Source organism: Candidatus Oscillochloris fontis (assembly GCF_004138135.1).
Classification (GTDB): domain Bacteria; phylum Chloroflexota; class Chloroflexia; order Chloroflexales; family Chloroflexaceae; genus Oscillochloris; species Oscillochloris fontis.
Map to the genome: position 1 here is coordinate 19,710 of NZ_RYFD01000009.1, position 24,837 is coordinate 44,546.

Consider the following 24,837-nt stretch of genomic DNA (forward strand, 5'->3'; position numbering starts at 1 on the left):
AGTCTGCCAAACCTTTATAACTGCTTAATCAACTTATCGTATTCAGCATGCGAGCCTATCCAAAACCATACGATCTCATCATTTTTCACCCGCACTCCTAGAGCACGGTAGTGAATCCCAATTCGTACTGAATAGACAGAAGGAGCTATTGATTTAAAATGTAGGCTAGGATGATTCGGATTAGCAATGAATAACCGATATGCCGTGCGTGCTTGTTGACGCACGGCAGCAGGAAGACAAGCAAAAGCTGCACGAAAATCAGAGTCGATGCGAGATTTCACAATTTATCAGGGTCTAACAATTCGGTTTTCCCTGCAAGATAATTCTGGCGTGCTCTCTCAGCAAGCTTCATTAAAGCATCCTGTGATCTAGCAAACGATTCAGACCAACGCTGCTCCGAATCTAATTCTTCTTTAGCTACTAATTGCATCGTTGGTTTGAAATTCACTGATCGAATATGTGCCTGTCCAGCATAAATCACGACACACCTCCTGATTTATGAATATGATACTCTACTTGATAACCATCTGTTTCAATACTATAGGGTAGTTCAAACACAGTCACCTGATGTTCAAACCAACCCTCAGATTGAGGGTATTTCTCATATACATTCTTCCATCCCTCAGATTCTGCGGAGGCAGATGAGTTCTGAACCAATAGCATAGTACTTGCACCTGCTTCACCTGTAGGTGAGGTATCTTCTATGTTAGCGCGTACAGCTAGAAGAGTAAGCACAAAAAGTTTCGGTTCTTCCATAACAAACCCTTTCAGCGAAAAGCGGCGATTGAATACATTGTAGCACAAAGGGCATGGCAAGGAGAGATCCACAATGTTGGATCTCTCCTCATATGCTATACTCTCTTCTGATCAGAGAAATCGTCATCTGGCACCATAAACCCAAGCGAGAATTGGGTAGTCTGCGAGGCGATGACAACCGCAGCACGGAGCTGGGGTTGGTAACATGCGATCCAGGCCGCATGTGGGTGGAGGTATCTGAAGATCTACGCCATACCTAAGGAGTTGTATGCAGCATCTCTTTTTGTTGAGCATTGGCCCGGTGCAGGAGTTTATTGCCGCTGCCCGCCGGACACGCGATCTTTGGGCCGGTTCGATGCTGTTGAGTAGCCTGGCGCGGCGTGCCGCCCTCGCGCTGCGCCAGGAACATCAGGCGACCCTGATCTTCCCCGCCCAGGATGACCTTAATACGCATGATGTGGTGAATCGCATTGTGGCGCGGTTGGCAGATGGGGCTGATCCCCATGAAGTTGGTACGCAGGTAGAAGAGCGGGTACGGGCTGAACTAAAACAGTGGATGAGTACCGTCTTCGACAATCGGCAACGTATTACCTGGCCGGATGATCCCAGCTATCGGCAGCGGGCAGAAGCGCAGATGGCCGATCTGATCGAGATCGTTTGGGTGGCGGTGCCGCTGCTTGATGATGTGCCGCAAACCCGTCGGCATCTCGATGCTGCCATGATGGCGCGCAAGTATACGCGCACCTTCCACCAACCGAGTTGGGCCTTAGAGGTGCCGAAATCCTCGATTGATGGCCGCCGCGAGTCGGTGATTGATGATCGTGAGTTTGATGCTGACTATGATCCAGCCCCCTTCGCCAACAAAACCGAGCGACTCTTGGCGCTGTATGGCGCTGGCCCCGCCGAACGCCTCTCTGGGGTTGATCTCTTTAAGCGCCACTACCGCGCCCGTGATGAGCAGGCCGATTTCCCTAGTACCTCCCACTTTGCCGCGCTACCCATGCTCTGGCGTGCGCATACGGCGGGTTTGGATGTGCGCCAGGGTCTGGATGCCTACCTGCAAGCGTTGCGGGCGGCCTATGCGTTACAGGCCGGGAACCGCCGCCTGAACATGCTCAAACTTGATCCGCGCTTTAGCTCGCCAGTCACGCTGAACGACTACGATGCCAGTATCCTCTTCGCTAGCCGTTTAGCCGAAGAGTTGGATGGCCAAGCCCTGAGCAATGCGCAGGCAGCGTTGGCTACCTATCTGCACGCCAGCGTAGATGATCAACCCGAACCCTACTATGCCATCCTGATGGCCGATGGCGATAGTATGGGCGAGGTGATTGATCGGCAACCCGACCTGGAGCAGCAGCGCCAACTCGGTCTCGCGCTTGATGCGTTTGCGGCGGGTGTGCGCGGGATTGTGGAAGATCCTGATCTGTATCGCGGGGCTTTGGTCTATGCCGGTGGTGATGATCTGCTGGCCTTTGTCCCGCTCGATAGTGTGATTGATTGTGCGACGGCGTTGCATGCTTCGTATGCTGAAAAGATGCAAGCCTTTGGCGCTACTCTTTCGGTTGGGATTGCGATCTGCCACCACCTTGAGCCGTTGACCGATGCGCTCAGACTGGTGCACGAAGCCGAAGATCTAGCCAAGGCGCGGATGGGTAAGAACGGCCTAGCGATCATATTGAGTAAGCGCGCTGGGGTTGATACGACCATCAGCGGCGGCTGGGATAGCCCATTTGTGACCCGACTTCAGTTGCTGATTGATCGCTTTCAGCAGGATGCCATCCCCGATGGTGTGGCCTATGAACTGCGCTCGCTCGATGAGCGGGTCGGGGCGACGCTGCCACCTACGGCGTTGGTTGCCGAGGCCGGACGGATCTTGCAGCGCAAACGCGGCGCTCGTGGGACGCAGCGCATCGCATCGGATGATCTGGCTCTGCTCACCACGGCCTTGGCCGCAGAATCGGGCAACCTCAAAGATGGTCGCCCGGTGCGGGGGATTGATCAGCTTGCTGACGAATTGATTGTGGCCCGTGAGATAGCGCGGGCGCGAGGAACACTCCTGGCCGAGAAAGGAGCACCCGTTTGAGTGAGCATGCAGAGCATCTCTGGCTGATCGAGCCGCGTGACCCACTGATTGTCCGTGATGGGCGTCCGTTTGGTCCTACCCCTGGGGCACGCGCCCGCACGCTGCCCTTCCCGTTCCCGGCCACGATTGCGGGCGCGTTGCGCCACAAGGCTGGTCTGTTGGCCGATGGCTCCTTTGATCGCACCCAGAGTAATGCGGTGCTGGACTATGCAGTGCGTGGCCCGCTGCTCGTGCAACTACATGAAACCGAGGATGCGACGATCTGTGACTGGCTCTTCCCCGCACCTGCCGATGCGCTGCTGCTTCAGGATGGTTCCCACACCCTGCGCCGCTGGTTGGCCCCGCGTGATCTGCCGTCGGGTAGCACCATCGCCATGCCCGATGGGCTGCGCCCGGTGCTGCCTGCCCAGTATGAGCGACTTAAAGCGTGGAGCAAGGCACCTCCGTTCTGGTTCAAGCAGACCTACGATGACTGGCTCCAGGCTCCTCGTGACGATCAGCCAGATCCAGACCAACTGGGCATCAGGAAGTTGGCGGTCAATACCCGTATGCATGTCGTCATCCAGCCCACAACCCAGACTGCCCAGGAAGGTGCGCTCTTCCAGACCAGTGGGCTAGAGTTGACCCCTACCCCGGCGGCACGGCCCCAGATTCACCAGACGCGCCGCCTCGCCCTTGCTGCCACCTTCGCCGCCGCTACGCCACACTTTCCGGGTGGTGTCGCACCGCTAGGTGGCGAGCGACGGCTGATGCGCTGGAGTGCGTTACCCAACGCGGCGCTCCCGGCGTGGCCTGCTGGGCTACGCGAGCAGATCATCCGCCAGCGCTGCTGCCGGGTGTTGCTGCTCACCCCCGCCTGCTTTGACGCAGGCTACCGCCCGCCGCTGACGTGGGTACGTGGAGAAGTCGCCGCCACCCTGGTGGCCGCCGTCGTCCCGCCCGCCCAGGTCATTTCTGGCTGGGACATGGCCTACCAGCACCCCAACGGGCGCTATGGGCGACCCAAAAAGACGCGCCACCTCGCAGCGGCGGGCAGTGTCTACTATGTTCATTTTGCGCAACAGGCCGATGTGGCGGCATGGCTTGACGCCACCTGGATGCAGGCGGTAAGCGACAAACTTCAGGATCAGCGAGATGGTTTCGGATTGGCGGCGATTGGTGCCTGGCCCAGTGCTGGGTGTGCAGAGGAGGTGCGGCAGTGAGTCGAGTTCCCCCTTATGATCCGCCCGATCTGGCCCCCAAGCCGGATCTGAACATGGTGCGCCAGGTGCGCGAATATCGCCTGATCACCCCGCTCTTTGGCGGTGGGGTTGAACCCCGCACAGCCGACCCGATCTCCACCGTGCGCGCTACCGAGGTGCGCGGGCAGTTGCGTTTCTGGTGGCGCGCTACACGCGGTGGGCAATTTGGCGCTGATCTCAGTGCTCTCAAGCATGCCGAGGATCTGCTCTGGGGCGCGGCGAGTAGCAAGGAGCATGATCGCCCATCAAAGGTGCAGGTTGAGGTGCAGGTGTTGGATGCGGGGAAGCCATTTACGCCGCCTGATGGAAGACCACTCACAGATATGCGTTCGGCATTTGGTTATGTCTCGTTTCCACTCCAAAAAACCGATGCAGTGGTGCGTGAAGGAGTACGCTTCCGCCTCATCCTGAGCTACCCGACAACGTATCAGCCAGATCTTGATGCAGCGCTCTGGGCATGGGAGACCTTCGGTGGGCTTGGGGCGCGTACTCGGCGCGGTTTTGGGGCTATTGCGCGTGAAACGCCAGAACCTCTCATTCCTCCAGCGTCGGATCTGCACACAGCGCGTCAATGGATTGAGCATCGTATGGCTAATTTGCAGGTGACAGGTACATGGTTCCCAAACATTCCCTACTTGTATGCCGATGTCGTTCTCTTCCCATTCCATCCTGATCCCATACAGGTGTGGCAGACATTGATCGCTCATCTGAAAAACTTTCGTCAACAACGGCCACAACATCCGCGTTGGTATCGTGATCGCAAGACTAACACACGTAAACAGCGCCCTATGCCCGGTCGTAACCACTGGCCAGAGCCAGACGAGATCCGACGGCGCACGCGCTCCCGTGCCAACTTTACAGATCCCGATGGAAATGTGCATGATCACACGCACGATGTGAGTACGGTAGAGGCTTTTCCTCGTGCAGCATTTGGTTTACCGATACAGTTCGAGTTTAAGGATCGAGCAAGTGGTGATCCAGCGGGGAAGAATCTGCTCAGAGGTGTCATCTATCAACATGGAGAACCAGAACTGATCGAACGCCTAGCCAGTCCTATTATTCTGCGACCTATTCCTTGGTCAGACGGCTATCGAGGATTGGTGCTACGGTTAGCAGGGACACAACCACCTGATGATTTAGATATCAATGTGGCACGTGGTTCGCGTTCGGCACGCTGGAGACTCACCGTTGGCGAAGCTACCTCGATTCCAGAGTTTGATGATCGTGGCACATTACTTCCTGATCCGCTCATGCGTGATACTACTGGAAGTGTACCTACCGATGTCCTGGAGGGATTCTTCAACTTTCTACGCCGCAACGGAGGAGTGTAGGTTATGACCACGACCACGCGCCTGCTCTTTATTCACGCCCTCTCGCCACTCCACGCCGGGACGGGCCAGGGTTCGGGGGTGATCGATCTGCCGATTGCCCGCGAGAAGGCCACCGGACTGCCCTACCTGCCGGGTTCTTCCATCAAGGGGACGCTGCGCGATAGTGCGGGACTCTCGCCTGAAGAGACTGCGGCCATCTTTGGTCCCGATACTACCAATGCGGCCGAGTTTGCCGGTTCGGTGCAGTTTGCCGATGCGCGGCTGTTGCTGCTCCCCATTCGTAGCCTGGGCGGCACCTTCGCTTGGGTGAGTTCGCCCTATGTGTTACGCCGCTTTGCCCGTGATGCCCGCGATGCCGGGATTGACGATCTCCCCGCACCACCCGACCCACCGGCTGAGACATGCGCACTTGCCAGTGAGGCGCGTCTGGTGATCCGCGAAGGGCAACGCCAGATGGTCGTTCTCGAAGATCTCGATCTGCAACCGAGTGTTGATACGGATTTGGCTCCTTGGGCCACCAAGCTCGGCATCTGGCTCTTCCCCGATCCTGAACCCGATGCCACCTATTGGCGCACCACATTCACCGAGCGGCTCTGCGTTGTGCAGGACGAGGTCTTCAGTTTTTTGCTCAACACCGCCACCGAGGTCGTAGCACGCATCAAACTGAAGGACGATACCAAGACCGTTGCCAATGGGCAACTCTGGTACGAAGAGGCGCTGCCCGCCGAGAGTATCCTCTCCAGCATGCTGCTGATCAACCCGGTACAGGCTCCTAAGCGTAAGGCGCTGGATGGCGCTGCGATTGAAGAGCGGATCAAAACGATGATCCAACCGAGCTTGCAGTTTGGCGGTAAGGCCACGGTTGGGCGGGGCGTGTGCCGGGTACGGCTAGGGGGAGCGTGAGCCATGCCAGACATCCAGACTCGTGAACAGCGTCAGGCGGATGGCGTCTTCCAGTTGGTGAGCCGGGTTGCGGCGCGTGATCAAGCCTACAAACAAGCCTATGGCAGCATGGCGCATGGCCTACCGATCCTCATTCGGAGCGCAGGCTTAGTTCAGGCCGTTGCGTTTGTACAGTCGCGCCCGAATAGCCAACAACCGCAGAAGGATCTGCTCACTGATCTCGCCATCGTCTTGGGCTACCCCAATGCCGATTCGTTGGGCACTGCGAGTCGCAAACCTCCACTGGCGAGCTACATGCGGCTCACCCACGAGGCATTAGCGGCGCTACTCTGGTTCAAACGCTTTGCCCAATCGGTACTTCATGTTGAGGGTAGCGAGGGAGAAGAACCATGAGTAGCCGCCGTGATCACCTTCAAAGCCTGAACAAGAACGCATGCCAGCATCCTGGTCTCTGGCTCGACAAGTTCATCCCCACCCAACCTCAACCTCAACAGCGCACTGGCGAGGACGTAGAGACCAAACGTAATCTGGTGACCGACACCGCCACAATTGCCAGCACACCCGCAGTGCTGGATCTCTACCGGTGCAGCTTTCGGCGCTGGCGCGACACCCTCACCCACCTCGCCGACACCGAACTGCGCCTCGCGACCGCACGCGGGCGGGTCGTGGTCGGCATCGGCAACGCGAGCGTCCTAGAGACTGCGATCAGCCTACAACGCACCTACGGCATCCCGTATATTCCGGGCAGTGCGCTCAAAGGACTCGCCGCTGCCTATGCGCGCCAGCGCCTAGATGACACCTGGGGCAAACCGGCAACGATCTATGACCCCGATGATCCAGCGCAGCAGCCACCGAGCGCCTACGAACTCCTCTTTGGTGCCACCAGCACGGCGGGCTATGTCACCTTTCACGATGCCTTGTGGTACCCCGACGATCCGGCCCATCCGCAATCATTAGCTGCCGATGTGCTTACCGTTCACCACCAAGCCTACTACAACCAGGGCGGCAGCCAAGCCCCCACCGACTGGGACAGCCCGATGCCGATTCCCTTTCTCACCGCCACCGGCAGCTTCCTGCTCGCCCTAAGTGGGCCACCAGCGTGGCGTAGCCGCGCCTTTGAGATACTTGCAGCGGCGCTGGATCAGATGGGCGTGGGAGCCAAAACGTCAAGCGGCTATGGGCGGATGGATCTACGTTCGCTACCCCCAACAAGCACTACTCCTTGTGGAAAGAAGGGAGAACAGACCGCAGCCACACCCTCACCGCGCACGATTCCCGTAGTGGGTCAGATCATCACGAGTAACGTGATCGAACGTAATACGCAAAAGATCGCCATCCAAGTACCCGGCCATGCCCCGGAACATGTGCTGGCAATACTCGACATTCAAGCCGACACCCCGGCATGGCAACCAGGCGAGAAGGCGCGGGTCGAGGTGATCGCAATCGAGACCGGTGAGCAACGCACCATCCTGCGGGTACAACGCGCCCCCAAAAACAGGAAGAGTTGAGAGGCACTGCGATACTCTGGTTTTTAACCGCAGAGGAACGCAGAGGAACGCAGAGGAAGAACTGTAGGTATATATATAGAACCCATCCCTCTGCGTACCTCTGCGATTGATGAGGTTTACCACCGCTCATCAGAGGAACGCAGAGGAAGAACTGTAGGTATATATATAGAATCCATCCCTCTGCGTACCTCTGTGTCCTCTGCGGTTGATGAGGTTTACCACCGCTCATCGAGCAAACACGAGATCTGGTAACTGGCACCCAGTTTCTCATAGAACTGCACCGGCCCACAGGTATGTAGGTGCCAGCCGATGAGTACTGCCAACCCTTTGGGCATCGCTGCGAAGAAGTGAATCGTCTGCGGGGCGGGGTGCGTGCGACGCTGATCGTGCATGAGTTGGAAGATGGCGCGGGCAATAGCGATGGACATCGGGCCATCAAGCTGTTCGACATTCACCGCGAGACGCACCCGCCGAGCGATCTGCCCAGGATGCGCGTCGAGCCAGGTCTTCACATCGGGGTGAATATGCTGCCGCGCACTACTCATCTCGATGGTGATGTCGCTTCCGCCACCCGCCAATGGCTCGATCTCTGGCCGAGTTAGGGGGGCCGCAACCCGCGCCTGCATCTCGGTCGTCCAGATGTCTCCATGCTGGTTGATCCGTAGCTGAAAGCCAGTGGGCTGCCGGAAGGCATAGCCAAAGGCGAGCGCGGCAGAGAGACGGGTATCCGAGTCGAGCAGCAGGGTGGTGGCGCGCCTCCGCTTGAGGCGCTGCTTGAGTGCGAGCAGGTCGGGGATCAGCCGCGCTTGCCAGAGATCTGGGGTGGGGGTTGTCTGATCATAGTAGCGTCGCCAGTCTAGGCTCTCAGCGGCGCTATCGCTCGGTGTTGCCGTTGGAAAGGCCAGCAACTCGACTTCGAGAGCCTGCTTGTCTGCCCGTTGCACCTCGTAGGCAGCGATCTTCTTGCGCAGATCCTCGATCTCAATGATGATATGCGGCTCAGTACTGATCCCCTTCTGGGCCTGCTGGATCTCTAGGATATGGAGCCGCCGTTTGTAGGTCGTGATCAGATCGCTGACATGATCGGGCACAAGAACATCCAGCACCACGGGCTGATTATTGCTCGGAGGTGGCTCTGGCACTGCTGGTGCAGCGGCATCTAGCAGCAGCCCCACGGGCATCTCCGGCCAGATCGCCCGCAGCGCCTCGATAGAGATCGCTCGCCCCTGCTGCTCGCCCTCGCTGGTGATCATGACGCCGATTACCGCCCCATCAGCGACACAGACAGGGGAGCCACTGTAGCCACCACGCAGATGTTGTTGAGCGTTGATGGTGATGTACCATCCAGAAACAAAGTGCTGTCTACGCGAGTCCGAGAGCGTGAATGATCGTACCAGCCGCCCTTCGATGGCTTCCAGAGGGTAGTACGAAATATGCTTATAGTACCCCTCGATCCGCACCGCATGTTCGGCATTGCCCGTGCTGCGTAGCCTGAGAGCCACTCGACCCGGTATCTGCGCGACCCGCAGAACGGCCAGATCGAGTCCATGATCTTCGCCGATAGCAACTACCTCGGCTGGCACACCCTCGGCCTTTACCAGATCACGCCCGCCGACATCCCGCACAACATGTGCGCACGTTAGGATGTAGCTATCGGCATTACTCTGGTAGATCACAAAACCGGTACCAATTGCGGTATTTGTATCATCCTGACTCTGGATGAGGACAATCGAGGGTGGCGGAATCATGCATGACCCTCACTTGGCTTAGGCTTAATCGTCAACGTAATCGTCAGGTTGGCATTAGCACTGCCCTTAGCCAAGTAGGGAATACCAGCCTCACCCTCAAAGCCCAAGCCCAGTTCGATCTCTGCTTGTTCAATCAGCATCTCCTGGCTCAGTTCATTCCAGGCAGCAACGGCTGGCCGACAGGCATTGATCAGCAGCGGCTTGATGCGTTCAATGGTCTCTTCTACTCTACGCGCCTGATCTGAGGAGATCTGCTGCGGCTCGTTCGGCTTGGCCTCAACTTCGATCATGGTTCCATCGGCGAGCCTGATGAGTTTAGTTGCCACTATAAACGCTCCTCATATTTGGTATTTTTTAGCGGCGTAGCCGCCCATTGACAGTAACTTTAGGGCTACCGCCCTAAAACCCATGTTGGGGCTGCACCCCAGACCCGCTTTTTTCTCTGCTGTTGGCGGCTTCGCCGCCAACAGCAGAGAAAAAGAGTTCTTCGGGAGAGGCGAAGCCTCCCCCGAACCCCCACCGGAGGTGGCTTTGCATATACCCTACTATATCTTAATATTGTATCATGCACTAAACGCTTCATTCCCCATGTCTATAGGAGCCTTATGTCAGATCTCTTCACCCTGCCCGATCTGCCACTGCTCCGTGCGCGTGTCACCTATCGCCTGCTGGAAGCAACCACCCTCCCGCCCTACAAGGGTGCCCTGTTGCGCGGCGGGTTTGGCTACGCCTTCCAACGCGCCGCATGCCCGGCGCGATGTTGGGGCCACTCGGATCAGTGCCATAGTACCCAGATCTGCCCCTATCGTTGGGTCTTTGAGACCCCGCACCCGCCCGATGTGCCGCACTTCCATGATCTTCAGGATGTCCCGCGCCCATTTGTGATCGAGCCACCCTTGGATCACAAACGCGCTTATGCGGCGGGTGATAGTTTGGAGTTTGGGTTGATTCTGATCGGACGCGGGATTGATTACCTGCCCTACTTTTTGGTTGGGTTTGAAGAGTTGGGCAAGGCCGGGCTCGGCCGCGATCACGCCAAGGCCAAGTTGGAGCGCGTGGAAGCTCTCGAACCGCTGCGCCCAATTGGGCGTCCGATCTACCAGGATGGGCGCTTGCTCGATACAGGGGAACTCCCAACACTCAGAGTGGCGGATCTGACCCCACATGCCGAGGCACTCCCCGCCGATCTGCGCCTCACCCTGCGCACTCCGCTGCGGCTCAAGGCACGCGGAGCCTTCCTCGAACACCTCGATCTGCCCGCCCTCATCCAAGCCACCTGCTGGCGTCTCGCCGCCCTTGCCGCCTTCCACGCTACCCCCTGGCCAACCGACTACCGCCCGCTGGTGGCAGCGGCGCGTTCGGTGCGCCTCGACAACCCGCAGATCCAGTGGGTGGACTGGGAACGCACGAGTACCCGTGGGGCCCAGCCGCGCCCGATGACCCTGGGCGGGATGATCGGGACGGTGATATTGCGCGAGGTTCTACCTGAGATAGCGCTCATGCTGTTGATTGGTAACTCTATTCATGTGGGGAAGGCGTGTGTGTTTGGGCATGGTTGGGTGGAGGTGGCGGCCCTTCCCTCAACGGGTTAGGAGGAAGGAATCAGACGTTGCCCATTTGCTGATCCTACCCGCCCACATAGTAGTACGCCGGCTCAACGCTTACCCGCCCGATGCCAAGGATCTGGGTGCGGCGGGCTGAGTCGGCTTCGAGTTGGTAGATGCGGATGCTGTCGGTGTTGATGTCTATCAGTGCCGCGAGTTCCTGTTGAAGCTGGCTGAGTTGTTTTTTGTTCAGATCACACTCGAAGACGCTGTATTGAACCCGCACACCATAGCCATGGAGATGTTTGTGTATCTTGGTGCGGCGTTTGTCTTCGACAATGTCGTAGCTAATCACGGTGAACATGGTTAGGCCACTCCTAGCCCTGCATAGTGGGCAATGTCGCCACGCATAACGCGGGCAATCGCTTGGGCTTGTAGCCGGATCGCCTGCCGCCATGCCGTGCGCCCGATCCCAGAAACTTCTACCGGGCTGTTGAGCAGGCTCTCGTAGCGTTCAATCAGCAACTCACGCCCAGCGTTGCTCAGGTAGACTGCCTCTGGTCGTTGGGCGGGATGTTCAAAGTGTTGGGGTTGCAGGGTCTGGTTCTCTACCAGATCAAGTACCAGTCGATCAACCAGGCTGGGGCGAAACTCTTCGAGCAGATCGAGGGCCAGTGAGGGTCGTCCGGCTTCGATCACATGGAAGGTGCCCAGATAGGGGTCAAGGCCGGTGATCTGGATGGCGACCACAACCTCATGCAGCACCAAGGTGTAGCCGAACGAGAGCATCGCGTTGATCGGATCGGGCGGCGGGTAGAAGGCACGGCCATGGAAGCCCCAGGCCGTTCCCAGGCTGGCACGCCACGCACCGAAATAGGCGGCGGCACCTACACCTTCATAGCCACGCAGGCTATCCTGGTTGCTCGCGCTCTGCACCCCTATACGGGCAGTCTCGATCTGGCTGATTGCGGAGCGACTGGCGGGCCAGTTGCTGCGGCGCAGGAGTGCTTGTTGGGCGCTGAGCTTGATCGTGATTAGGCTGCGGGCCAGTTCTAACGCCCGCGCCGGATCTTGGACGAGCGCCATTTGTTGGCTGCGCAACGCCGCAAAGTGCGAGACACCCGGCGCGAGGGTGGCGTAGTGGCGTGTGCCGCTCTGGTTGGTGAAGGTGACGGGTACCCCGGCTTCGAGCAGGGTGATCAGAAGCGCGGTCGAGAGTTGCACCCCGCGCCCCATGACGATGAGTTGTTCGAGTTTGTGGATGGGTACGACCTGAAGGGTCGTGTTGCCGCGACTGACAATGATCTGGTTGTCGCGTTTGCGAATGTTTGCACCCTGATCATTCACGTAGAGGGCAGGCATGGCTTAGCGGCCTTTCGCTGGTTTGCGGTTGGTTCGGCGACGGTGTGAGGATTGCTTCTGGGTGCGTACACGCTTCATGGTTGTGCGGATGATCACCTCGGCTTCGCTGAATGTTTGTAGTCCGCGCTCGATAGTGGGGCCACGCCGACGTGGAATGAGACTCTGGCCGAGAAAATCGAGACCATCGTTATAGTTGCGGATGCTGCTCTTCTCATGATTCAGGCGCAGGTTGAGGATCGTGAGTTGGCGTTCGATGAGGCGTAGCGTGCGTTCGGCCTCGCTCTGGCTGGCACACATCACCACAAAGTCGTCCATGTAGCGCACCAAGCGTAGCCCTTGGCTGGTCAGCGCAATATCAAAGGGATGCAGGTAGATGTTGGCAAGCAGTGGCGAGAGTGGCCCACCCTGGGCGGTGCCACGCGGCTCTTCACGCGGCCAGTTGGTGGCGACTTCGTAGGCGGCGATAGCCCCGGCAGCGACCGCACCGGCCAGGGCGATGCGCCGCCCTCCGATGCGCTGGATACTCGGCCATGCGCGCCGTACTCCATTCAGGGCGGGTTGGGCCAACATCAATGCTGTCCACAGGTTGTTCAGGGGTGATTGCTGGCCCACACCATACGGGGTTGGTGGGCTGTATGGGCTGCGCCACGCTGAAACCTCTGGCGCTTCCCAATCTTCAACCGGATCGGTGGGGCTAAATGTGGGTGGGATAGGTGGCCTGTGTTCTGTATGGTTATCCCACATCCGGCGGAAGGTTTGGAGTGTGCGGTTGAGCAGCGAAGGAACGCCTTGTTCTTCCCAGGCGAGTGGGGCTACATCTACATAGGCCCCATTGCCACTTCTGAGCCAAGCGGCGATCAGGCGTAGGATCGCAACCTCAGGGACGCGCTGACGCACCAATGTGAGCAACAGCCGTTGATCAATACTGGAAAAATAGTCCTGAATATCGGCATCAACTACCCAGGTATAGCCCTGGGCGGCATAGCGCGCCACCCGTTCAATCGCATCGGTAACACTCAGGCGCGGACGGCATCCGTAGGCGGCGTCGTGCAACAGTGGATCGAAGATCGGTTCCAAGACCTGAAGGGTAGCGCGTTGGGCGATGCGGTCGCGGATGGCCATGATCGTAATGGCGCGCTCGCCGCCACTCTTTTTGGGGATGGCAACCATACGCGCCGGGATCGGCTGATAGGTTCCGTTGCGCAACTCTTCGGTGAGGTTGGCCATCTGTTGCGGCCAGTTGGCATCAAAATCGTGCAGCGAGAGTCCATCTGGGCCGGTGCTACGCGCCCGACGATAGGCCGCAATATTGCTGCGTACTTGGCGGTAGGCATAGGTCATGTTGTCAACGGCACAGATCTGGTCAATCAATCGGGTTTGTGTATAGGCAGGAAAGAGGCGCATATCAACTCCTTGTAAAGCTTCCCGGAAGCTACGTATAGCCGCGCAAGAGTCGCCTTCCGCTCAGTGCCTCCCATGCCAAGGCATCGGCTAGGCGGTTCAGGTCGCGTGGGATGTGGATGAAGGTGACATGGGCAAGCTGGGTAGCGAGGGCTGCGGCTTGCGCATAGAGCGGTGCGAGGCCATCCGCACGCACGTTGGCGCGGCCACTGAGTTGTTCCACCGCAACCTGGCTGTCGGTGAGGCAGCGTACCCGCACACGCCCATAGCGTTCCAGAACCAACTGGAGTCCAACGATGAGTGCTTGGTACTCAGCCGCATTGCTGGTGTGGGCGGGCATCTGGCATGAGCGCCACGCAAGGATCTGCCCGCCGGGACTACGCACGATTGCCGCGACTCCGGCCATCCCACTATGGTTCTGGCCGGGAGTACCATCAACTTGAAGCACTAGATACCCGTGATCATGGGTGGTTGCATCAGGGCCAGACTGAGCAGGCTGAGGAGTAGCCCCAACACCAGGAAGATGCTGGCCAGACACCCGCGTAGGATCTGACGCGGGCGTAGGTTGCGTGGCTTGGGCAGACGTGGCCGGGGTGCGACCAGAAAGAGTAGGGCGATCAGGAATGCCGCTATTGCGCTGGGGATCATGCACCATAACATGGGTACCTCCGGGTCTAACGCATCCGTATTTCGAGGTGGCTCATCATGACTACTTCGCCAGGGATGAGAGGGGTAGGCTGGGTCTCGCCACTCAGAACTGCTCCGTTAGGCCCAGGCAGAATACATGTGCTCGCAGCGGGTGGCGATCTTGGGCTGCGCAATGGCGTACAATCGAGTGGTTGGCGTGTAATCGCCACGCCAGCAGGGTAGTTGTGCAGCAGAATAGTTCGATGTTCACCCGTCTCACGATCCCGAAGATCAATAATCCCCTGGAAGCGTGGGGGCGTGATCCGTTGCGGACGGAGGCGCAGGATGAGTATCAGGAACACGAGGGTCGCCACTGGTACCCACCACCAGAGAGATCGTGTCAGATCTGATCCTCCCGATTCTGTATTCTGGTTCGGTGTTGATCGTGGCAGAAGGATGGTAGCGGTAGGTGTTGGACTATGCTGGCTACTGGCTACCGACCGAGTTGGGCTTGGTGTGGGTGGCGGGTATAGCGGTATCAGGTAATAACTGCTGCTGCTGAAGGTATCGGCAAACTGATCAGTGAGGGTGATTGTCACCGTGTACCTTCCGGCACCCGCAGCGAGGTCAATCTCTTGTGGTGGCAGGCAGCGAATCGTATGGCCCTCTGGGTCAGCAAAGAGATGCTGCCACATCTGTAGCGCACCCTGGGCAGGCTGAAAATGCAGACGAACCTCATCATCAGTACAGAGCATCCCCGTGCCATCTGGGCTACTCGCAATGCGTACCCGGCTGGGAAGATCGAGCGCGTGACTCTGTTGGTAGAAGATACCCCGCGCTTGCAGCGCTGGTTCGGCTTCACTGATGGCGGGCGCTAAAAGGATTGCGTTGGACTGGGTGTGTATGAATAGGGTGCCAGTTACGAGTAGCAACCCGACAAGGTGGGGGCTTGGGTACATAGACTACCTCCACGTAGCTTGGGCCAGATCCTCTAGGACATACAGGTTGCGTTGGTTGAGAATCTGCTCAAACTGCTCGTTCCCCTCCTGAAGAATCCGCAGATCAGCACTAGAGATCGCCGATTCGAGTTGCACAAACCCCATCCGTTGGATGGCATCACCATAAGCGGCGCTGCCTAAACCATCGAGATGAAAGAGGGGTTGCCCATCATTCGTCACCTGGACGATTTCAACCCGTGGGTGCGCCGTGCGCAGTAAGCGCCAAGCGCTCTGTTCTTGGAGTTGACTGAGGAGCGCCTGTCCAACCAGCACCAATGGATCAAGGGCAGGATCAGCGAGATCACCAGCTTCAGCCATTATGGCCTCGGCTATCGAAAGATTGTCTATAATGCGAGCAGCTTCACGCTCAGCAAGTGTATGTGCCACCTCGGCAAGATGATCAAGATGAGTATTATTGCTTATGTACGCAATCAGATCGGCAACCAAACGATCAGTCGCAACCCGCTTCATGAGTTGTGTAGACAGGGAATCAGGGTTAATCTGCCATGTCCAGGGGGCATAGAGCGACATGGCCTCTGCTGCTGCCCGGTGTTCACGCTGCTGCTGCTGCGCTTGCACTAGATTGCGCTCAATGGTTTGCAGCAGACTCGCTTGACGTTCGCGTAATATCTCAACCTCATCGTTCAATCGCCCAACCACCGCCCGTGCTGCGGCCACAGCGTGATAGCTGAGATGCAGACTTTCACGCCGATTCCACAGGGCTATCGCTTGGGGCAGCGAGATCCGCTTGGTACTGCCAACAATCCAGCCCATCATATTCTGGAATAGCCCTGGTTCCTGTTCGGTCGTCTCTTGCCATGTCTGGAGTGATTGTTGGCAATTGCGTAGCTCATAGCCAACCTCTTCGTACTGCGCACTGAAGAGATGATCGAGGTGGAGTAGTTCGCTATGCAGGCTCTCCAAAAAGATGCTAAATGGGGTGATGTCGCTGCTATGCGCTAACCTTCGATGCAACCGATTGATAGCCGCATCGCCAATCCGTTCGCCATTCTGTTTAAGCAGCGCTTCGGCCCCTCCCACTGCCTCCTTGCGGATCAAGAGGTCAAATTGGGCGGGCATCTGGCTGAGATCATCCATCACTGCCAACACCACCGGGGAAAATGGGCGTCCGGTTGCATCGAGCAGCAGATGAGCGGGCAGATCGCGGGTGAGCATGGCGGCGCTACAGAAGGTGATACCTGCGTTCTCAGGGGGTGGCGCTGCTTCTGTCGCCGGGAGCATACGTGCAAGCATTGGGTTACTCCTTCTGATCTCAAGCGGTTTCAAAACAGGCAGCTAGGGCTTGCAGGCTTGCAATCTGGATCTGATCGGCTAGTGCTGATTGCAGGTGGGACACATCCAGACTCGCTACGGCTGCGCGGAGTGTATGCAGGTAGCGCAGGCGGCCATCGCTACTGATCTCCTCATTTGCCAGATGACTGGCAATTGTCGGCCAGATAGTGCCGCGTGTGAGGAGCAGATAGAGGCTCAACGCGGTCTGATCAAAGAAGCGTTCGAGATCGGTGTCGCTACTTCGCCCATGTTCAGTGCTAACCGTCGGCGCATCCATCAAGAAGACCCGATCATACGGCGGGGCTTGGAGGGCAATATGTAGATCATGGAGGTAGGTGCGGCGTTGCCCATTGCGGGCCAGATGATCAAGGGCGTGGAGCAGGGCACGGTAGTTATGGCGGGTGAAGGGTGTCAGGCCACTGAAGATATGTGGCCCCAACACAACCCCCCAGAGTTCGTAGTCCTTGATGCCAGCTTCGTTGAGCAGATGGCGCACCAGTGCGGGCAGCAGTTGGTGTCCGGCATTGCCCATTGAACCAGAGCCGCCGCCAACCACCACCACACGCGGGCGGTGTTGCCGGTTCGCATGGTGTTGGTGATGCTGGCGCAGGAGCCGTTCCCAATCGCTGCGCCCATCTGAAGCGGCATGATTGCCACGCAAGCGACGAATTTGATGGTTTAAGAAGGCAATCACCGCGCTACTATTCAGATCAATATCGAGGGCAGAAATCACGGGATGGCCGTGTCCACCATACCCGGCACGCGGGAAGGTCTCGAAGACGGGGATGCCACGCAGGAGGGTTGCGTAGCGATCTTTGAGTAGCGGATAATCATCAATTCGATCACGCGGATTCTCGCTACTAAATACGAGGCGTTCAGTGAGTGCCACCTGCTCGGTTGCCCCATCGGGTGTACGTACCTGGAGTGAGCGTGGCGCCAGATTATCATTGTTAATGCCACATGCGGCCAGATGTAGCCCATCACCGCGCCCCAAGGCAGCGATGCGCTGAATCACGCTCTCTCCAGAATTGCCGATGGCGATCAGCCAGAGATCGCGCAAGAGGGGTTCCGATGGAGCCGTTGCCGTTGCTGTTGGTAGCGCGGCATCAAAACGGCGTAGGGTTGCAACATCAATGGCGGGGTGCATACACACGCTCCTTACGATCTACTATTCCTACGACTAGCATACCCTTGTGGATCATGCTGCGTGCATGGTTGGCGCATGCCGTGTGCAGGGCTTCTTCTGGTGCGGGGCATGGTTTTTTGCGCAACATAAAAAAACTCCGGGCAGTGCGCGTGCCCGGAGTTAGCATAGTTGCGGTTGATACTGGAAGGCTTTAAGCGGCCGTATCGTGTTCAGGAAAATCATCATCCTCATCCTCATCTGACGCCTTTCTACGATGGTAGTTCGCCCGATGCTGGCTACCAAGTGCGGCAAAAATATCGGCGAATATGCTATGATCGCTCGCTTCCTCACTCCCCAAGTGGGTGAGCTTGCGGGCTACCTTGAGGGCTTCGCTATAGGCGCTATGCTCCATCAGCAGACCACTCAGCCGGTGAATGATGTCGCGCTGGAACGATTCCCAGTAGGTTTGCAGGTGCGTCAGGGGATAATCCGGCTTGTCATAATCGGGCAGGTAGCGACCGCCACAGAATGCGGCGGCCTGCTGGAGTGCGTGGATGGCCGCACTCGTATTGTGGTTGGAGAGATGTTCATTGGCCTGCTCGGCGAGGGCTTCGATCTGATCGGTGTCGCTGCTCCAACACCTATGCCGGATCAGCATCATGCTGTTCTCGCGTTCGATCAGTGCGGGAAGCATCCCCCACTTCCTCAACCACTGCTTTAAGCCACTGGTGAGGTTACTGGGTCGGGCGATGTGGGGCCAATTGGGGCTGACGATAGCGGCAAGATCGTTGCGGGCAATGGGGTGTTCGGCTTTGGCTACGAGGTAACTCACCATCCGTTTGATCTGGTGAGCGCCGAGTCGGGCGATCTTCCAATCCGCTTTGCCATGCGGGGTGATAACCCGTAGATCTCCGATCAGGTAGATCATCGTACTACAGTGATCCTCTTCGCCAGATTCCTCCGAGTGCTGGTTCGCGGTACCCATGTGCGTCCTCTTTCTTCCGAGCATTACATAGGGGCGTATCATGATGCGCCCTATACACCTCAAACTCACGAGATTTCTGCTTGGGGCTACGTCCCAAGCCCATGGTTTTGCTGGTGCGGTTGGCCGCTTTGCGGCCAACCGCACCAGCAATGCTCTCTTTTTCGCGGGGGCCGCAGGCCCCCGCACCTCCGCTACGGGCTTAAGTATAGCACCTGTACCCTCCGAGGGGAAGATACTTTTTGAGATCATTTTTGGTTCACGCTGATATTTTCCGTATATGACTGAGATTTAAGGAATTAAAGCTACACGTTGGGCGGTATTTGCCTGATTTTTCGAGAATATATCGAAATTAAGCAACCTTCCCGCACGGTTACGCAGCAAATCAATAATCGTACTCATGTGGCGGTTGAGCGTCAGAGCATCATCGCAGGCAATATCGCACAGGCTCTGGTAGCGTAGCACCTTCACGGCGGCACAAATCGAGATGAAGTCGCTGTTGGCTGCGCGACCAGGGATGCTCAGTGGTGCATCGGCAACCTGTTCAACAATCCGTTCGAGGAGTGCTTTAGCCCGCTCTCCGGTGCAGTGATCAATCAGCACGACAGCATGATCATTGCCAAACCAGTAGCAATCCTGGTAGTCGGCACCGAGAACCCGGCGCACTGCCGCCGTTACATGGTGTTGGACATAGATCGGAAAGGGCTGATTGCTGCGTACCTGGATCAGTTCACGATAGTGGTTGATGTCAATCACGGCGAGTGCAAGGCTCTCGTGCAGGGCAACCGGGTCATCAACAACTCGCATCTGCTCCCAGCGCCGACGGATGGCAGCCAGCGCCCGTTGAAAGCCAGGGCCATGGGCATCGAGGCTATCGAGCCATGCCAGCATGGCTGGGAGTTGCTGATGCAGCCGCGTATCCTGGGCGCGGCGTAACCGGGTGAGCCACCAACGCCCTAAGAGTTCACTCAGAATATCGCCGATGACCAGGGCACAGGTCATCGCCGCACTATCCAGGCGCTGATCGGGATTGCGCGAGGCGAGGTAGAGTACCCCAAAGGGCGAAAGCCCCCAACTCGTAGCCAGTGGAATCGCTAGGGCAACATGGCTCTGCTCTTCTAACCCATAGCGTACCTTATGGGGGTCTGCATCCACATTGAGCGACACAAAAGGCTCGCGTGAACGATAGGCGCGCCCACTCAACCCCTGACCGCTGCCTTCTAGGCTGAGTTTGGCATGCGCAACCAGCGCGTCTACATAGCCATGATAGGCCAGAATCGCCAGCGTGGTTGGCTGATCCAGACCATCAGGAACCAGCAGGACTGCCATACGTGAGTCGTCATGGGGGAAGATGGTTTCGCCAATCAGCCTGAGAATATTGCTATAGCTCTGGCGCGTCAGATCAAGCGGGAAGCCATCGGAGCGGTAGCGATACCCATGCCCATGGGTGACACGCCGAAAATCTTGATAGATGGTATGTGCTAATTGAAGCAGCCGATCCAGGATGAGTCGGCGGCCAGGGGCGAGTTCGGCTGGCTCAAGGATGGCAGGCTCAAGCGGGGCATCAAGCGCAATCACGAGCATCTGTGCGGGCGTAACGGATGGAACATAGACCGCAAATACTGCAGCATCAAACTCGGTAATAGGGTGCGATTCGTGGCTATAGAAGAGCAAGGTTTGGGTATCGGAGCCGCTACTCTGGAGCAGTTCGTAGGCCCATTCCTGTGAATTGTAGGTAGTATCGCTCGGTGGTGTGGGGCGATAGAGCGCAATCAAGCTGCCAGCCGGATTCTGGCAGAGTTGCTGCCCCAAGTGCTGTACCGTGGCAGCATCAGGCGGCCAGTCTTCCAGCATCGCTTGGCCTGGGTAGATGAGCCCGCGCACACGCGGCAGCGTTGATCCTGGGTGTGCGCTTTGACGCTCGCCCAATTCGGCCTCAAACGCTGAAATAATCTCGCTAATAATCCGGGCCAAAAAGAAGCCATCGGCAATCGCTTGCCCTTCCTGTTTCAGGGCTGTATCGAGGGCAAAGGGCACCTCATGATCAATTAGACTCGCATTGCGGCGCACAATATCAGCCGCCTCAGCACTCTTATAGTCGCTGCTGAGCAACGCAAGCACGCGCAATCGGCGCAGATCGCTCAGGTTGTAGAGCCGACTCGCGCCACTCTGGCCGGTTGTTGTTGCCGGTTGGAGTGCCCCCAACGATTCGTAATAGCGAATCTGTGATTGTTTAAGACCACAAATAGCACTCGCACGCCCAATCGTGACGCGCAGATCAGCACTCCAGCGGGGAGCCTCTTCGGCCACTTGGCGCAGGACGCGGTGTAACCGATTCGCTTCTTCTTCCTGGACGCTAGGCTCGGATAGTGCGGGAAATTCGGGCAGGTCTGAAACCATCGCAACACTCCTTAAAGCTTCCCGGAAGCTAGAATAATCCGATCCACCCGAAAGGTACGCAGATCATCCACCAGAGCACAATGCGCCTGAAGGTACCAATGCTCGCCCTGGAAGTAGAGATCGAGCGGACGGATCTGGCGCGTGGTCACGTTCTGTTCCGCATCATGATAGCGGATCGTGAGCATCCGTTTGGCGGCTATCGCTGCGCGCAATTGTGCCCGCAGGCTTGTTGCATCATCGCCCGCATCCGGCTGGGGATTCCAGGGCTGCGAATCGTCTTCTCCTAGCGGCTGGCGCACCAGATCGCGTAGGGTCGCATCGGTGGCTTGCCGCAGAGCTGGCGGGAGGCTCTGGCGCAACACGCGTTCAAGCTGTTCGGGTGGTGGCATGGCCAGATCGGGTGGCCCATAACGCCGCAGGAAGGCGGCTGCAACCAGGAGGGTTGCGCGCACACCTGGGGCAAAATCGGTTCCATGGGCAGTCTGTGGCGCTTCCGTTGCCACATCAGACTCTACCGCCAAACCCTGACGCTGCAAGGCCCGCACGAGGGGCGCTACGTCGGTTGGCGCGACAAGGGCCAACCCAGGGGCCAGACGCCGCGCCAGGAGGCGGCGCACCGTGCGCTGGCGAGCGGCCTGCTCCAACACCGTAGGATCGGGACTTTCAACCACAATCTGGGGCGCAACCCGAATCGGGGCGGGATTCCAGCAATCCGATGGCATCCAACCAGCAGGCTCCGGGCCGGCGTGGCGCTGCACGATCATGCGGAGGGGCAACTCAGCATGGCGCTGGGCCACTGCCCGCGCCACGCCTTGCGGGGCAATCCGATAGAGCGCGGCATCGGCTTGCTGTTCAACCAAAACCAACGCCGGAGCCAGCGCCAACAGATCGCGCTCAGTCGTTCCATAGGGCACCCACAGATGCATGGGCGAACCATAGCGCCACGCCGATTCTTCCGCTGGCAGCGCCAGTGGGCGAAGACAATGCTGCGTATCGGGCCATGCAACATACCCCAACCAATGCAACATCCCCTGGAGATTCGCCTGCCAGACCGCCGCAGCGCGCTGCTCGCTCCATGGCGAACGGCGCACCCGTCGCAACCCATGGGTTTGCGCATCGGCCAACGGCCCTAACGCAGCCCGCAACGCAGGGTAGATCGCCTCCGGGGCGATGAGCGATCCCACCGGCAACGCCTCAACCCAGGCAATCAGGCGGCGGCGTAGGATCGGCCACACAATCCCATTCGTAGCCATATCGAGGCGTGCCAGCCAATGATCGGGCGTATCGAGGGCAACCCACGCACTGCGCAAGCGCTCAAGACGCTGATCAAGCGGAAGAGCCAAAAACCCACCCACGCCAGGAGTCGGGCTAGCCACACCAGCATAGCGGGTGAGCAACCCCAGGCCACACAGCAATTCAAGCGTCGTATGCAAAAGACCAGCCAGATCGGCACTCAGATCGGACAAGCAGGCAAACTCACGCAGGGCAGATTGACGCAAGTGGCCATCGGCACGGAGCGGCAACGGCTGGCGTGCCGAAGCTAACAAGAGCGCACTTGCAGTAATGATCAGCGGGGGCAAGCAGGGCGTATGCGGTGCAGGCGCAACACGCGGAATAACCAACGGCTGAGGCAACCAACGCCGCAACTCAGGCGGCAGCAACAAACGCTCCGGATGGTGCGGCGTTGCCGGACGCGGCAGCAACCATCCTAGCAACACCAAGCGTTCACTGATCGAACGCGCCACCGGGTCTTTGGCCAACTGCGACCATGAGCGCAGCGGCCCAAAGCGCAGCGCCAATGCCGCAGGCCGCATCCCCGCATGCAGATCGCGCAAGACATGCAGCGCCGCCTGCTCATCCGCTGCAAGTGATTGATAGACTGCCCGTACCGTAGCCTGACGGCATAACGCCTGCCGCAAACGCAGCACACGCTCTTCGGCGCTACACTGATGGGGCAGCGAAATACGCTGATAGCGCGCAATTGTCTGCTGCGCAATACCCGGCAGATCGGCAAGCATCCGTGCCCAATGATTCATGGTTGCCACCCAACAAAAGACCTGCTATACTGAGCTTGACATACGGAGTATGCACATATTTGGCCAAAAACGCAACCCTACGGAGTATCGCTGGTCAATGGCAGACAACATTTCAGCCATCAAGAAGCGCCAAACCAGCATAGCCCTCGGACAATGCGGTGCTTAGATCCGCCCCGAAATGAAGGGGTTTGAAACCTTATTGATTTTTGTAAACAGGGCGAGGGGGATTTACGTGCTTAGATCCGCCCCGAAATGAAGGGGTTTGAAACTCCGAGCTCGGGTCAGGGGGTGAAACCCTCACAAGTGCTTAGATCCGCCCCGAAATGAAGGGGTTTGAAACGCCTGCGAAACGGGGAGGCCTTAGCTTTTTTTGCCAGGTGCTTAGATCCGCCCCGAAATGAAGGGGTTTGAAACAAAAAGAAATGCCACCACCAACAAGTATACCAATTTGTGCTTAGATCCGCCCCGAAATGAAGGGGTTTGAAACCAGGTTATGGCGCCTGATACCTCGGCACCTGAGGCCGTGCTTAGATCCGCCCCGAAATGAAGGGGTTTGAAACGAGCACCTGTATGAATTGTCCGCGCGGCTCCTCAAATGGTGCTTAGATCCGCCCCGAAATGAAGGGGTTTGAAACGTTTTCCAATAAATTTGGAAACGATGCTTAAAACCTCGTGCTTAGATCCGCCCCGAAATGAAGGGGTTTGAAACAAACAATGGACCACGCTCGGCAATTTTCGCAGTACTTGTGCTTAGATCCGCCCCGAAATGAAGGGGTTTGAAACAAGAAGAGGCACCCAGGCTGGGCGCTCTCGCGGGGCAGGTGCTTAGATCCGCCCCGAAATGAAGGGGTTTGAAACAATCCTGTCCGCATGTCATACACCACACCCCTGAATTGTGTGCTTAGATCCGCCCCGAAATGAAGGGGTTTGAAACATGGAAAGGATAAAAGCCTTTACGTAACGCATGATAACGTGCTTAGATCCGCCCCGAAATGAAGGGGTTTGAAACTTGACAGGGCGAAGACAGCGATCAGGGCAATGAGCGTGCTTAGATCCGCCCCGAAATGAAGGGGTTTGAAACAAAAATTACAACCGGAACCTGCCATTATCGGCAGGTAGTGCTTAGATCCGCCCCGAAATGAAGGGGTTTGAAACCCACAAAGCGTATGCTCGGTGCTGAAGAACTGGCATCGTGCTTAGATCCGCCCCGAAATGAAGGGGTTTGAAACATAGATGTAATCATGGTATTCACTGGACCAGGAACAAGTGCTTAGATCCGCCCCGAAATGAAGGGGTTTGAAACTGGGTGGTTCTAACCCACACGCCGACAAAACGAGCAGTGCTTAGATCCGCCCCGAAATGAAGGGGTTTGAAACGCATTCAGTCTTTACTACCCCTGCAGAGTCACATGTCGTGCTTAGATCCGCCCCGAAATGAAGGGGTTTGAAACATCGCCGTCGGACCTTCGCGGTCAAGGTGATCTGTAGTGCTTAGATCC

Annotated in this window: 24 protein-coding genes and 1 CRISPR repeat array (1 of these 25 cut by a window edge); of the genes, 7 read left to right on the forward strand and 17 right to left on the reverse strand. The window is 57.8% G+C overall.

Going from position 1 to position 24,837, the window contains the following annotated elements; genetic code table 11:
* Positions 1-14: 14 nt before the first annotated feature.
* The 4 genes from EKD03_RS19035 to EKD03_RS19040 are packed head-to-tail and all read right to left on the reverse strand — an operon-like array spanning position 15 to position 1,001.
* On the reverse strand, positions 15-281 hold the full coding sequence (locus EKD03_RS19035) for a ParE family toxin-like protein (protein ID WP_129628458.1): 267 nt from the start codon (positions 279-281) through the stop codon (positions 15-17).
* Entirely contained in the window at positions 278-481 is a 204-nt protein-coding gene (locus EKD03_RS05640) for a hypothetical protein (RefSeq protein WP_129628460.1), read from the reverse strand. The genes EKD03_RS19035 and EKD03_RS05640 overlap by 4 nt, the downstream gene beginning before the upstream one ends.
* A complete protein-coding gene (locus tag EKD03_RS05645) occupies positions 478-828 on the reverse strand; it encodes a hypothetical protein (RefSeq protein WP_129628462.1) in 351 nt (116 codons plus the stop codon). The genes EKD03_RS05640 and EKD03_RS05645 overlap by 4 nt, the downstream gene beginning before the upstream one ends.
* Before the next feature lie 23 nt (positions 829-851).
* Positions 852-1,001, reverse strand: a complete 150-nt coding sequence (locus EKD03_RS19040) for a CRISPR-associated protein Csx3 (protein WP_129628562.1) — start codon at positions 999-1,001, stop codon at positions 852-854.
* Between the two features lie 23 nt (positions 1,002-1,024).
* Here EKD03_RS19040 and cas10 point away from each other — a divergent pair, with 23 nt between their 5' ends.
* The 6 genes from cas10 to cmr6 are packed head-to-tail and all read left to right on the forward strand — an operon-like array spanning position 1,025 to position 7,822.
* Complete coding sequence (cas10, locus tag EKD03_RS05655; RefSeq protein ID WP_129628464.1) at positions 1,025-2,839, forward strand: type III-B CRISPR-associated protein Cas10/Cmr2; 1,815 nt, start codon at positions 1,025-1,027, stop codon at positions 2,837-2,839.
* On the forward strand, positions 2,836-4,041 hold the full coding sequence (locus tag EKD03_RS05660) for a type III-B CRISPR module-associated Cmr3 family protein (RefSeq protein WP_129628466.1): 1,206 nt from the start codon (positions 2,836-2,838) through the stop codon (positions 4,039-4,041). Before cas10 ends, EKD03_RS05660 begins: the two co-directional genes overlap by 4 nt.
* Complete coding sequence (gene cmr1, locus EKD03_RS05665; RefSeq protein WP_129628468.1) at positions 4,038-5,411, forward strand: type III-B CRISPR module RAMP protein Cmr1; 1,374 nt, start codon at positions 4,038-4,040, stop codon at positions 5,409-5,411. The genes EKD03_RS05660 and cmr1 overlap by 4 nt, the downstream gene beginning before the upstream one ends.
* 3 nt (positions 5,412-5,414) lie before the next feature.
* Positions 5,415-6,314, forward strand: coding sequence for a type III-B CRISPR module RAMP protein Cmr4 (gene cmr4, locus EKD03_RS05670; protein ID WP_129628470.1), 900 nt, complete (start codon positions 5,415-5,417; stop codon positions 6,312-6,314).
* 3 nt (positions 6,315-6,317) lie between these two features.
* Positions 6,318-6,707: a type III-B CRISPR module-associated protein Cmr5 gene (gene cmr5, locus EKD03_RS05675; protein ID WP_202976769.1), complete on the forward strand. Its 390-nt coding sequence runs from the start codon at positions 6,318-6,320 to the stop codon at positions 6,705-6,707.
* Entirely contained in the window at positions 6,704-7,822 is a 1,119-nt protein-coding gene (gene cmr6 / locus EKD03_RS05680) for a type III-B CRISPR module RAMP protein Cmr6 (protein WP_129628472.1), read from the forward strand. Before cmr5 ends, cmr6 begins: the two co-directional genes overlap by 4 nt.
* A 215-nt stretch (positions 7,823-8,037) precedes the next feature.
* Here cmr6 and EKD03_RS05685 read toward each other — a convergent pair whose 3' ends face one another.
* Together EKD03_RS05685 and EKD03_RS05690 are read right to left on the reverse strand one after the other, a co-directional pair.
* Positions 8,038-9,570: an SAVED domain-containing protein gene (locus tag EKD03_RS05685; protein WP_129628474.1), complete on the reverse strand. Its 1,533-nt coding sequence runs from the start codon at positions 9,568-9,570 to the stop codon at positions 8,038-8,040.
* A complete protein-coding gene (locus tag EKD03_RS05690; protein WP_129628477.1) occupies positions 9,567-9,896 on the reverse strand; it encodes a CU044_2847 family protein in 330 nt (109 codons plus the stop codon). The genes EKD03_RS05685 and EKD03_RS05690 overlap by 4 nt, the downstream gene beginning before the upstream one ends.
* Positions 9,897-10,175: 279 nt before the next feature.
* Between EKD03_RS05690 and cas6 the strand changes: the two genes are divergently transcribed.
* Complete coding sequence (gene cas6 / locus EKD03_RS05695; RefSeq protein ID WP_129628480.1) at positions 10,176-11,162, forward strand: CRISPR system precrRNA processing endoribonuclease RAMP protein Cas6; 987 nt, start codon at positions 10,176-10,178, stop codon at positions 11,160-11,162.
* A 34-nt stretch (positions 11,163-11,196) separates the two neighbouring features.
* Here cas6 and cas2 read toward each other — a convergent pair whose 3' ends face one another.
* From cas2 to EKD03_RS05750, 11 genes are all read right to left on the reverse strand, one after another.
* The gene (cas2, locus tag EKD03_RS05700; RefSeq protein ID WP_129628482.1) at positions 11,197-11,478 is read right to left on the reverse strand and encodes a CRISPR-associated endonuclease Cas2; all 282 of its coding nucleotides are present in this window, start codon (positions 11,476-11,478) and stop codon (positions 11,197-11,199) included.
* A gap of 2 nt (positions 11,479-11,480) precedes the next feature.
* On the reverse strand, positions 11,481-12,476 hold the full coding sequence (cas1, locus tag EKD03_RS05705; protein WP_129628484.1) for a CRISPR-associated endonuclease Cas1: 996 nt from the start codon (positions 12,474-12,476) through the stop codon (positions 11,481-11,483).
* Between the two features lie 3 nt (positions 12,477-12,479).
* The gene (locus EKD03_RS05710) at positions 12,480-13,880 is read right to left on the reverse strand and encodes a reverse transcriptase domain-containing protein (RefSeq protein WP_129628487.1); all 1,401 of its coding nucleotides are present in this window, start codon (positions 13,878-13,880) and stop codon (positions 12,480-12,482) included.
* 28 nt (positions 13,881-13,908) lie between these two features.
* The gene (locus EKD03_RS18360) at positions 13,909-14,325 is read right to left on the reverse strand and encodes a reverse transcriptase-like protein (RefSeq protein ID WP_238613405.1); all 417 of its coding nucleotides are present in this window, start codon (positions 14,323-14,325) and stop codon (positions 13,909-13,911) included.
* Positions 14,325-14,525: a hypothetical protein gene (locus EKD03_RS18770; RefSeq protein WP_129628488.1), complete on the reverse strand. Its 201-nt coding sequence runs from the start codon at positions 14,523-14,525 to the stop codon at positions 14,325-14,327. The genes EKD03_RS18360 and EKD03_RS18770 overlap by 1 nt, the downstream gene beginning before the upstream one ends.
* A 26-nt stretch (positions 14,526-14,551) precedes the next feature.
* On the reverse strand, positions 14,552-15,463 hold the full coding sequence (locus EKD03_RS05725; RefSeq protein ID WP_129628490.1) for a hypothetical protein: 912 nt from the start codon (positions 15,461-15,463) through the stop codon (positions 14,552-14,554).
* A gap of 3 nt (positions 15,464-15,466) precedes the next feature.
* On the reverse strand, positions 15,467-16,756 hold the full coding sequence (locus tag EKD03_RS05730; RefSeq protein WP_129628492.1) for a hypothetical protein: 1,290 nt from the start codon (positions 16,754-16,756) through the stop codon (positions 15,467-15,469).
* A 19-nt stretch (positions 16,757-16,775) separates the two neighbouring features.
* Positions 16,776-17,942: a hypothetical protein gene (locus EKD03_RS05735; protein ID WP_129628494.1), complete on the reverse strand. Its 1,167-nt coding sequence runs from the start codon at positions 17,940-17,942 to the stop codon at positions 16,776-16,778.
* Between the two features lie 190 nt (positions 17,943-18,132).
* Positions 18,133-18,906 carry a bacterial transcriptional activator domain-containing protein gene (locus EKD03_RS05740; protein ID WP_129628496.1) on the reverse strand — a complete coding sequence of 258 codons (774 nt, stop codon included), beginning with the start codon at positions 18,904-18,906 and terminating at the stop codon, positions 18,133-18,135.
* 288 nt (positions 18,907-19,194) lie between these two features.
* On the reverse strand, positions 19,195-21,303 hold the full coding sequence (locus EKD03_RS05745; protein WP_129628498.1) for a GAF domain-containing protein: 2,109 nt from the start codon (positions 21,301-21,303) through the stop codon (positions 19,195-19,197).
* Between the two features lie 11 nt (positions 21,304-21,314).
* Positions 21,315-23,339 carry a WYL domain-containing protein gene (locus tag EKD03_RS05750; RefSeq protein WP_129628500.1) on the reverse strand — a complete coding sequence of 675 codons (2,025 nt, stop codon included), beginning with the start codon at positions 23,337-23,339 and terminating at the stop codon, positions 21,315-21,317.
* 158 nt (positions 23,340-23,497) lie between these two features.
* Positions 23,498-24,837: direct repeats of the CRISPR family, unit length 37 nt; unit sequence GTGCTTAGATCCGCCCCGAAATGAAGGGGTTTGAAAC; it runs 10,046 nt beyond the window's last position.

What these genes read in the sequence shown, in the direction of transcription:
- EKD03_RS05685 (WP_129628474.1), bottom strand. Translation starts at nt 9,570, where the DNA reads ATGATTCCGCCACCCTCGATTGTCCTCATCCAGAGTCAGGATGATACA.
- cas2 (WP_129628482.1), bottom strand. Translation starts at nt 11,478, where the DNA reads ATGTTCACCGTGATTAGCTACGACATTGTCGAAGACAAACGCCGCACC.
- cas6 (WP_129628480.1), top strand. Translation starts at nt 10,176, where the DNA reads ATGTCAGATCTCTTCACCCTGCCCGATCTGCCACTGCTCCGTGCGCGT.
- EKD03_RS05730 (WP_129628492.1), bottom strand. Translation starts at nt 16,756, where the DNA reads ATGCTTGCACGTATGCTCCCGGCGACAGAAGCAGCGCCACCCCCTGAG.
- EKD03_RS05725 (WP_129628490.1), bottom strand. Translation starts at nt 15,463, where the DNA reads ATGTACCCAAGCCCCCACCTTGTCGGGTTGCTACTCGTAACTGGCACC.
- cmr6 (WP_129628472.1), top strand. Translation starts at nt 6,704, where the DNA reads ATGAGTAGCCGCCGTGATCACCTTCAAAGCCTGAACAAGAACGCATGC.
- EKD03_RS05710 (WP_129628487.1), bottom strand. Translation starts at nt 13,880, where the DNA reads ATGCGCCTCTTTCCTGCCTATACACAAACCCGATTGATTGACCAGATC.
- EKD03_RS05750 (WP_129628500.1), bottom strand. Translation starts at nt 23,339, where the DNA reads ATGAATCATTGGGCACGGATGCTTGCCGATCTGCCGGGTATTGCGCAG.
- cmr4 (WP_129628470.1), top strand. Translation starts at nt 5,415, where the DNA reads ATGACCACGACCACGCGCCTGCTCTTTATTCACGCCCTCTCGCCACTC.
- EKD03_RS05745 (WP_129628498.1), bottom strand. Translation starts at nt 21,303, where the DNA reads ATGGTTTCAGACCTGCCCGAATTTCCCGCACTATCCGAGCCTAGCGTC.
- EKD03_RS18770 (WP_129628488.1), bottom strand. Translation starts at nt 14,525, where the DNA reads ATGATCCCCAGCGCAATAGCGGCATTCCTGATCGCCCTACTCTTTCTG.
- cas1 (WP_129628484.1), bottom strand. Translation starts at nt 12,476, where the DNA reads ATGCCTGCCCTCTACGTGAATGATCAGGGTGCAAACATTCGCAAACGC.
- EKD03_RS05740 (WP_129628496.1), bottom strand. Translation starts at nt 18,906, where the DNA reads ATGGGTACCGCGAACCAGCACTCGGAGGAATCTGGCGAAGAGGATCAC.
- cas10 (WP_129628464.1), top strand. Translation starts at nt 1,025, where the DNA reads ATGCAGCATCTCTTTTTGTTGAGCATTGGCCCGGTGCAGGAGTTTATT.
- cmr5 (WP_202976769.1), top strand. Translation starts at nt 6,318, where the DNA reads ATGCCAGACATCCAGACTCGTGAACAGCGTCAGGCGGATGGCGTCTTC.
- EKD03_RS05735 (WP_129628494.1), bottom strand. Translation starts at nt 17,942, where the DNA reads ATGCACCCCGCCATTGATGTTGCAACCCTACGCCGTTTTGATGCCGCG.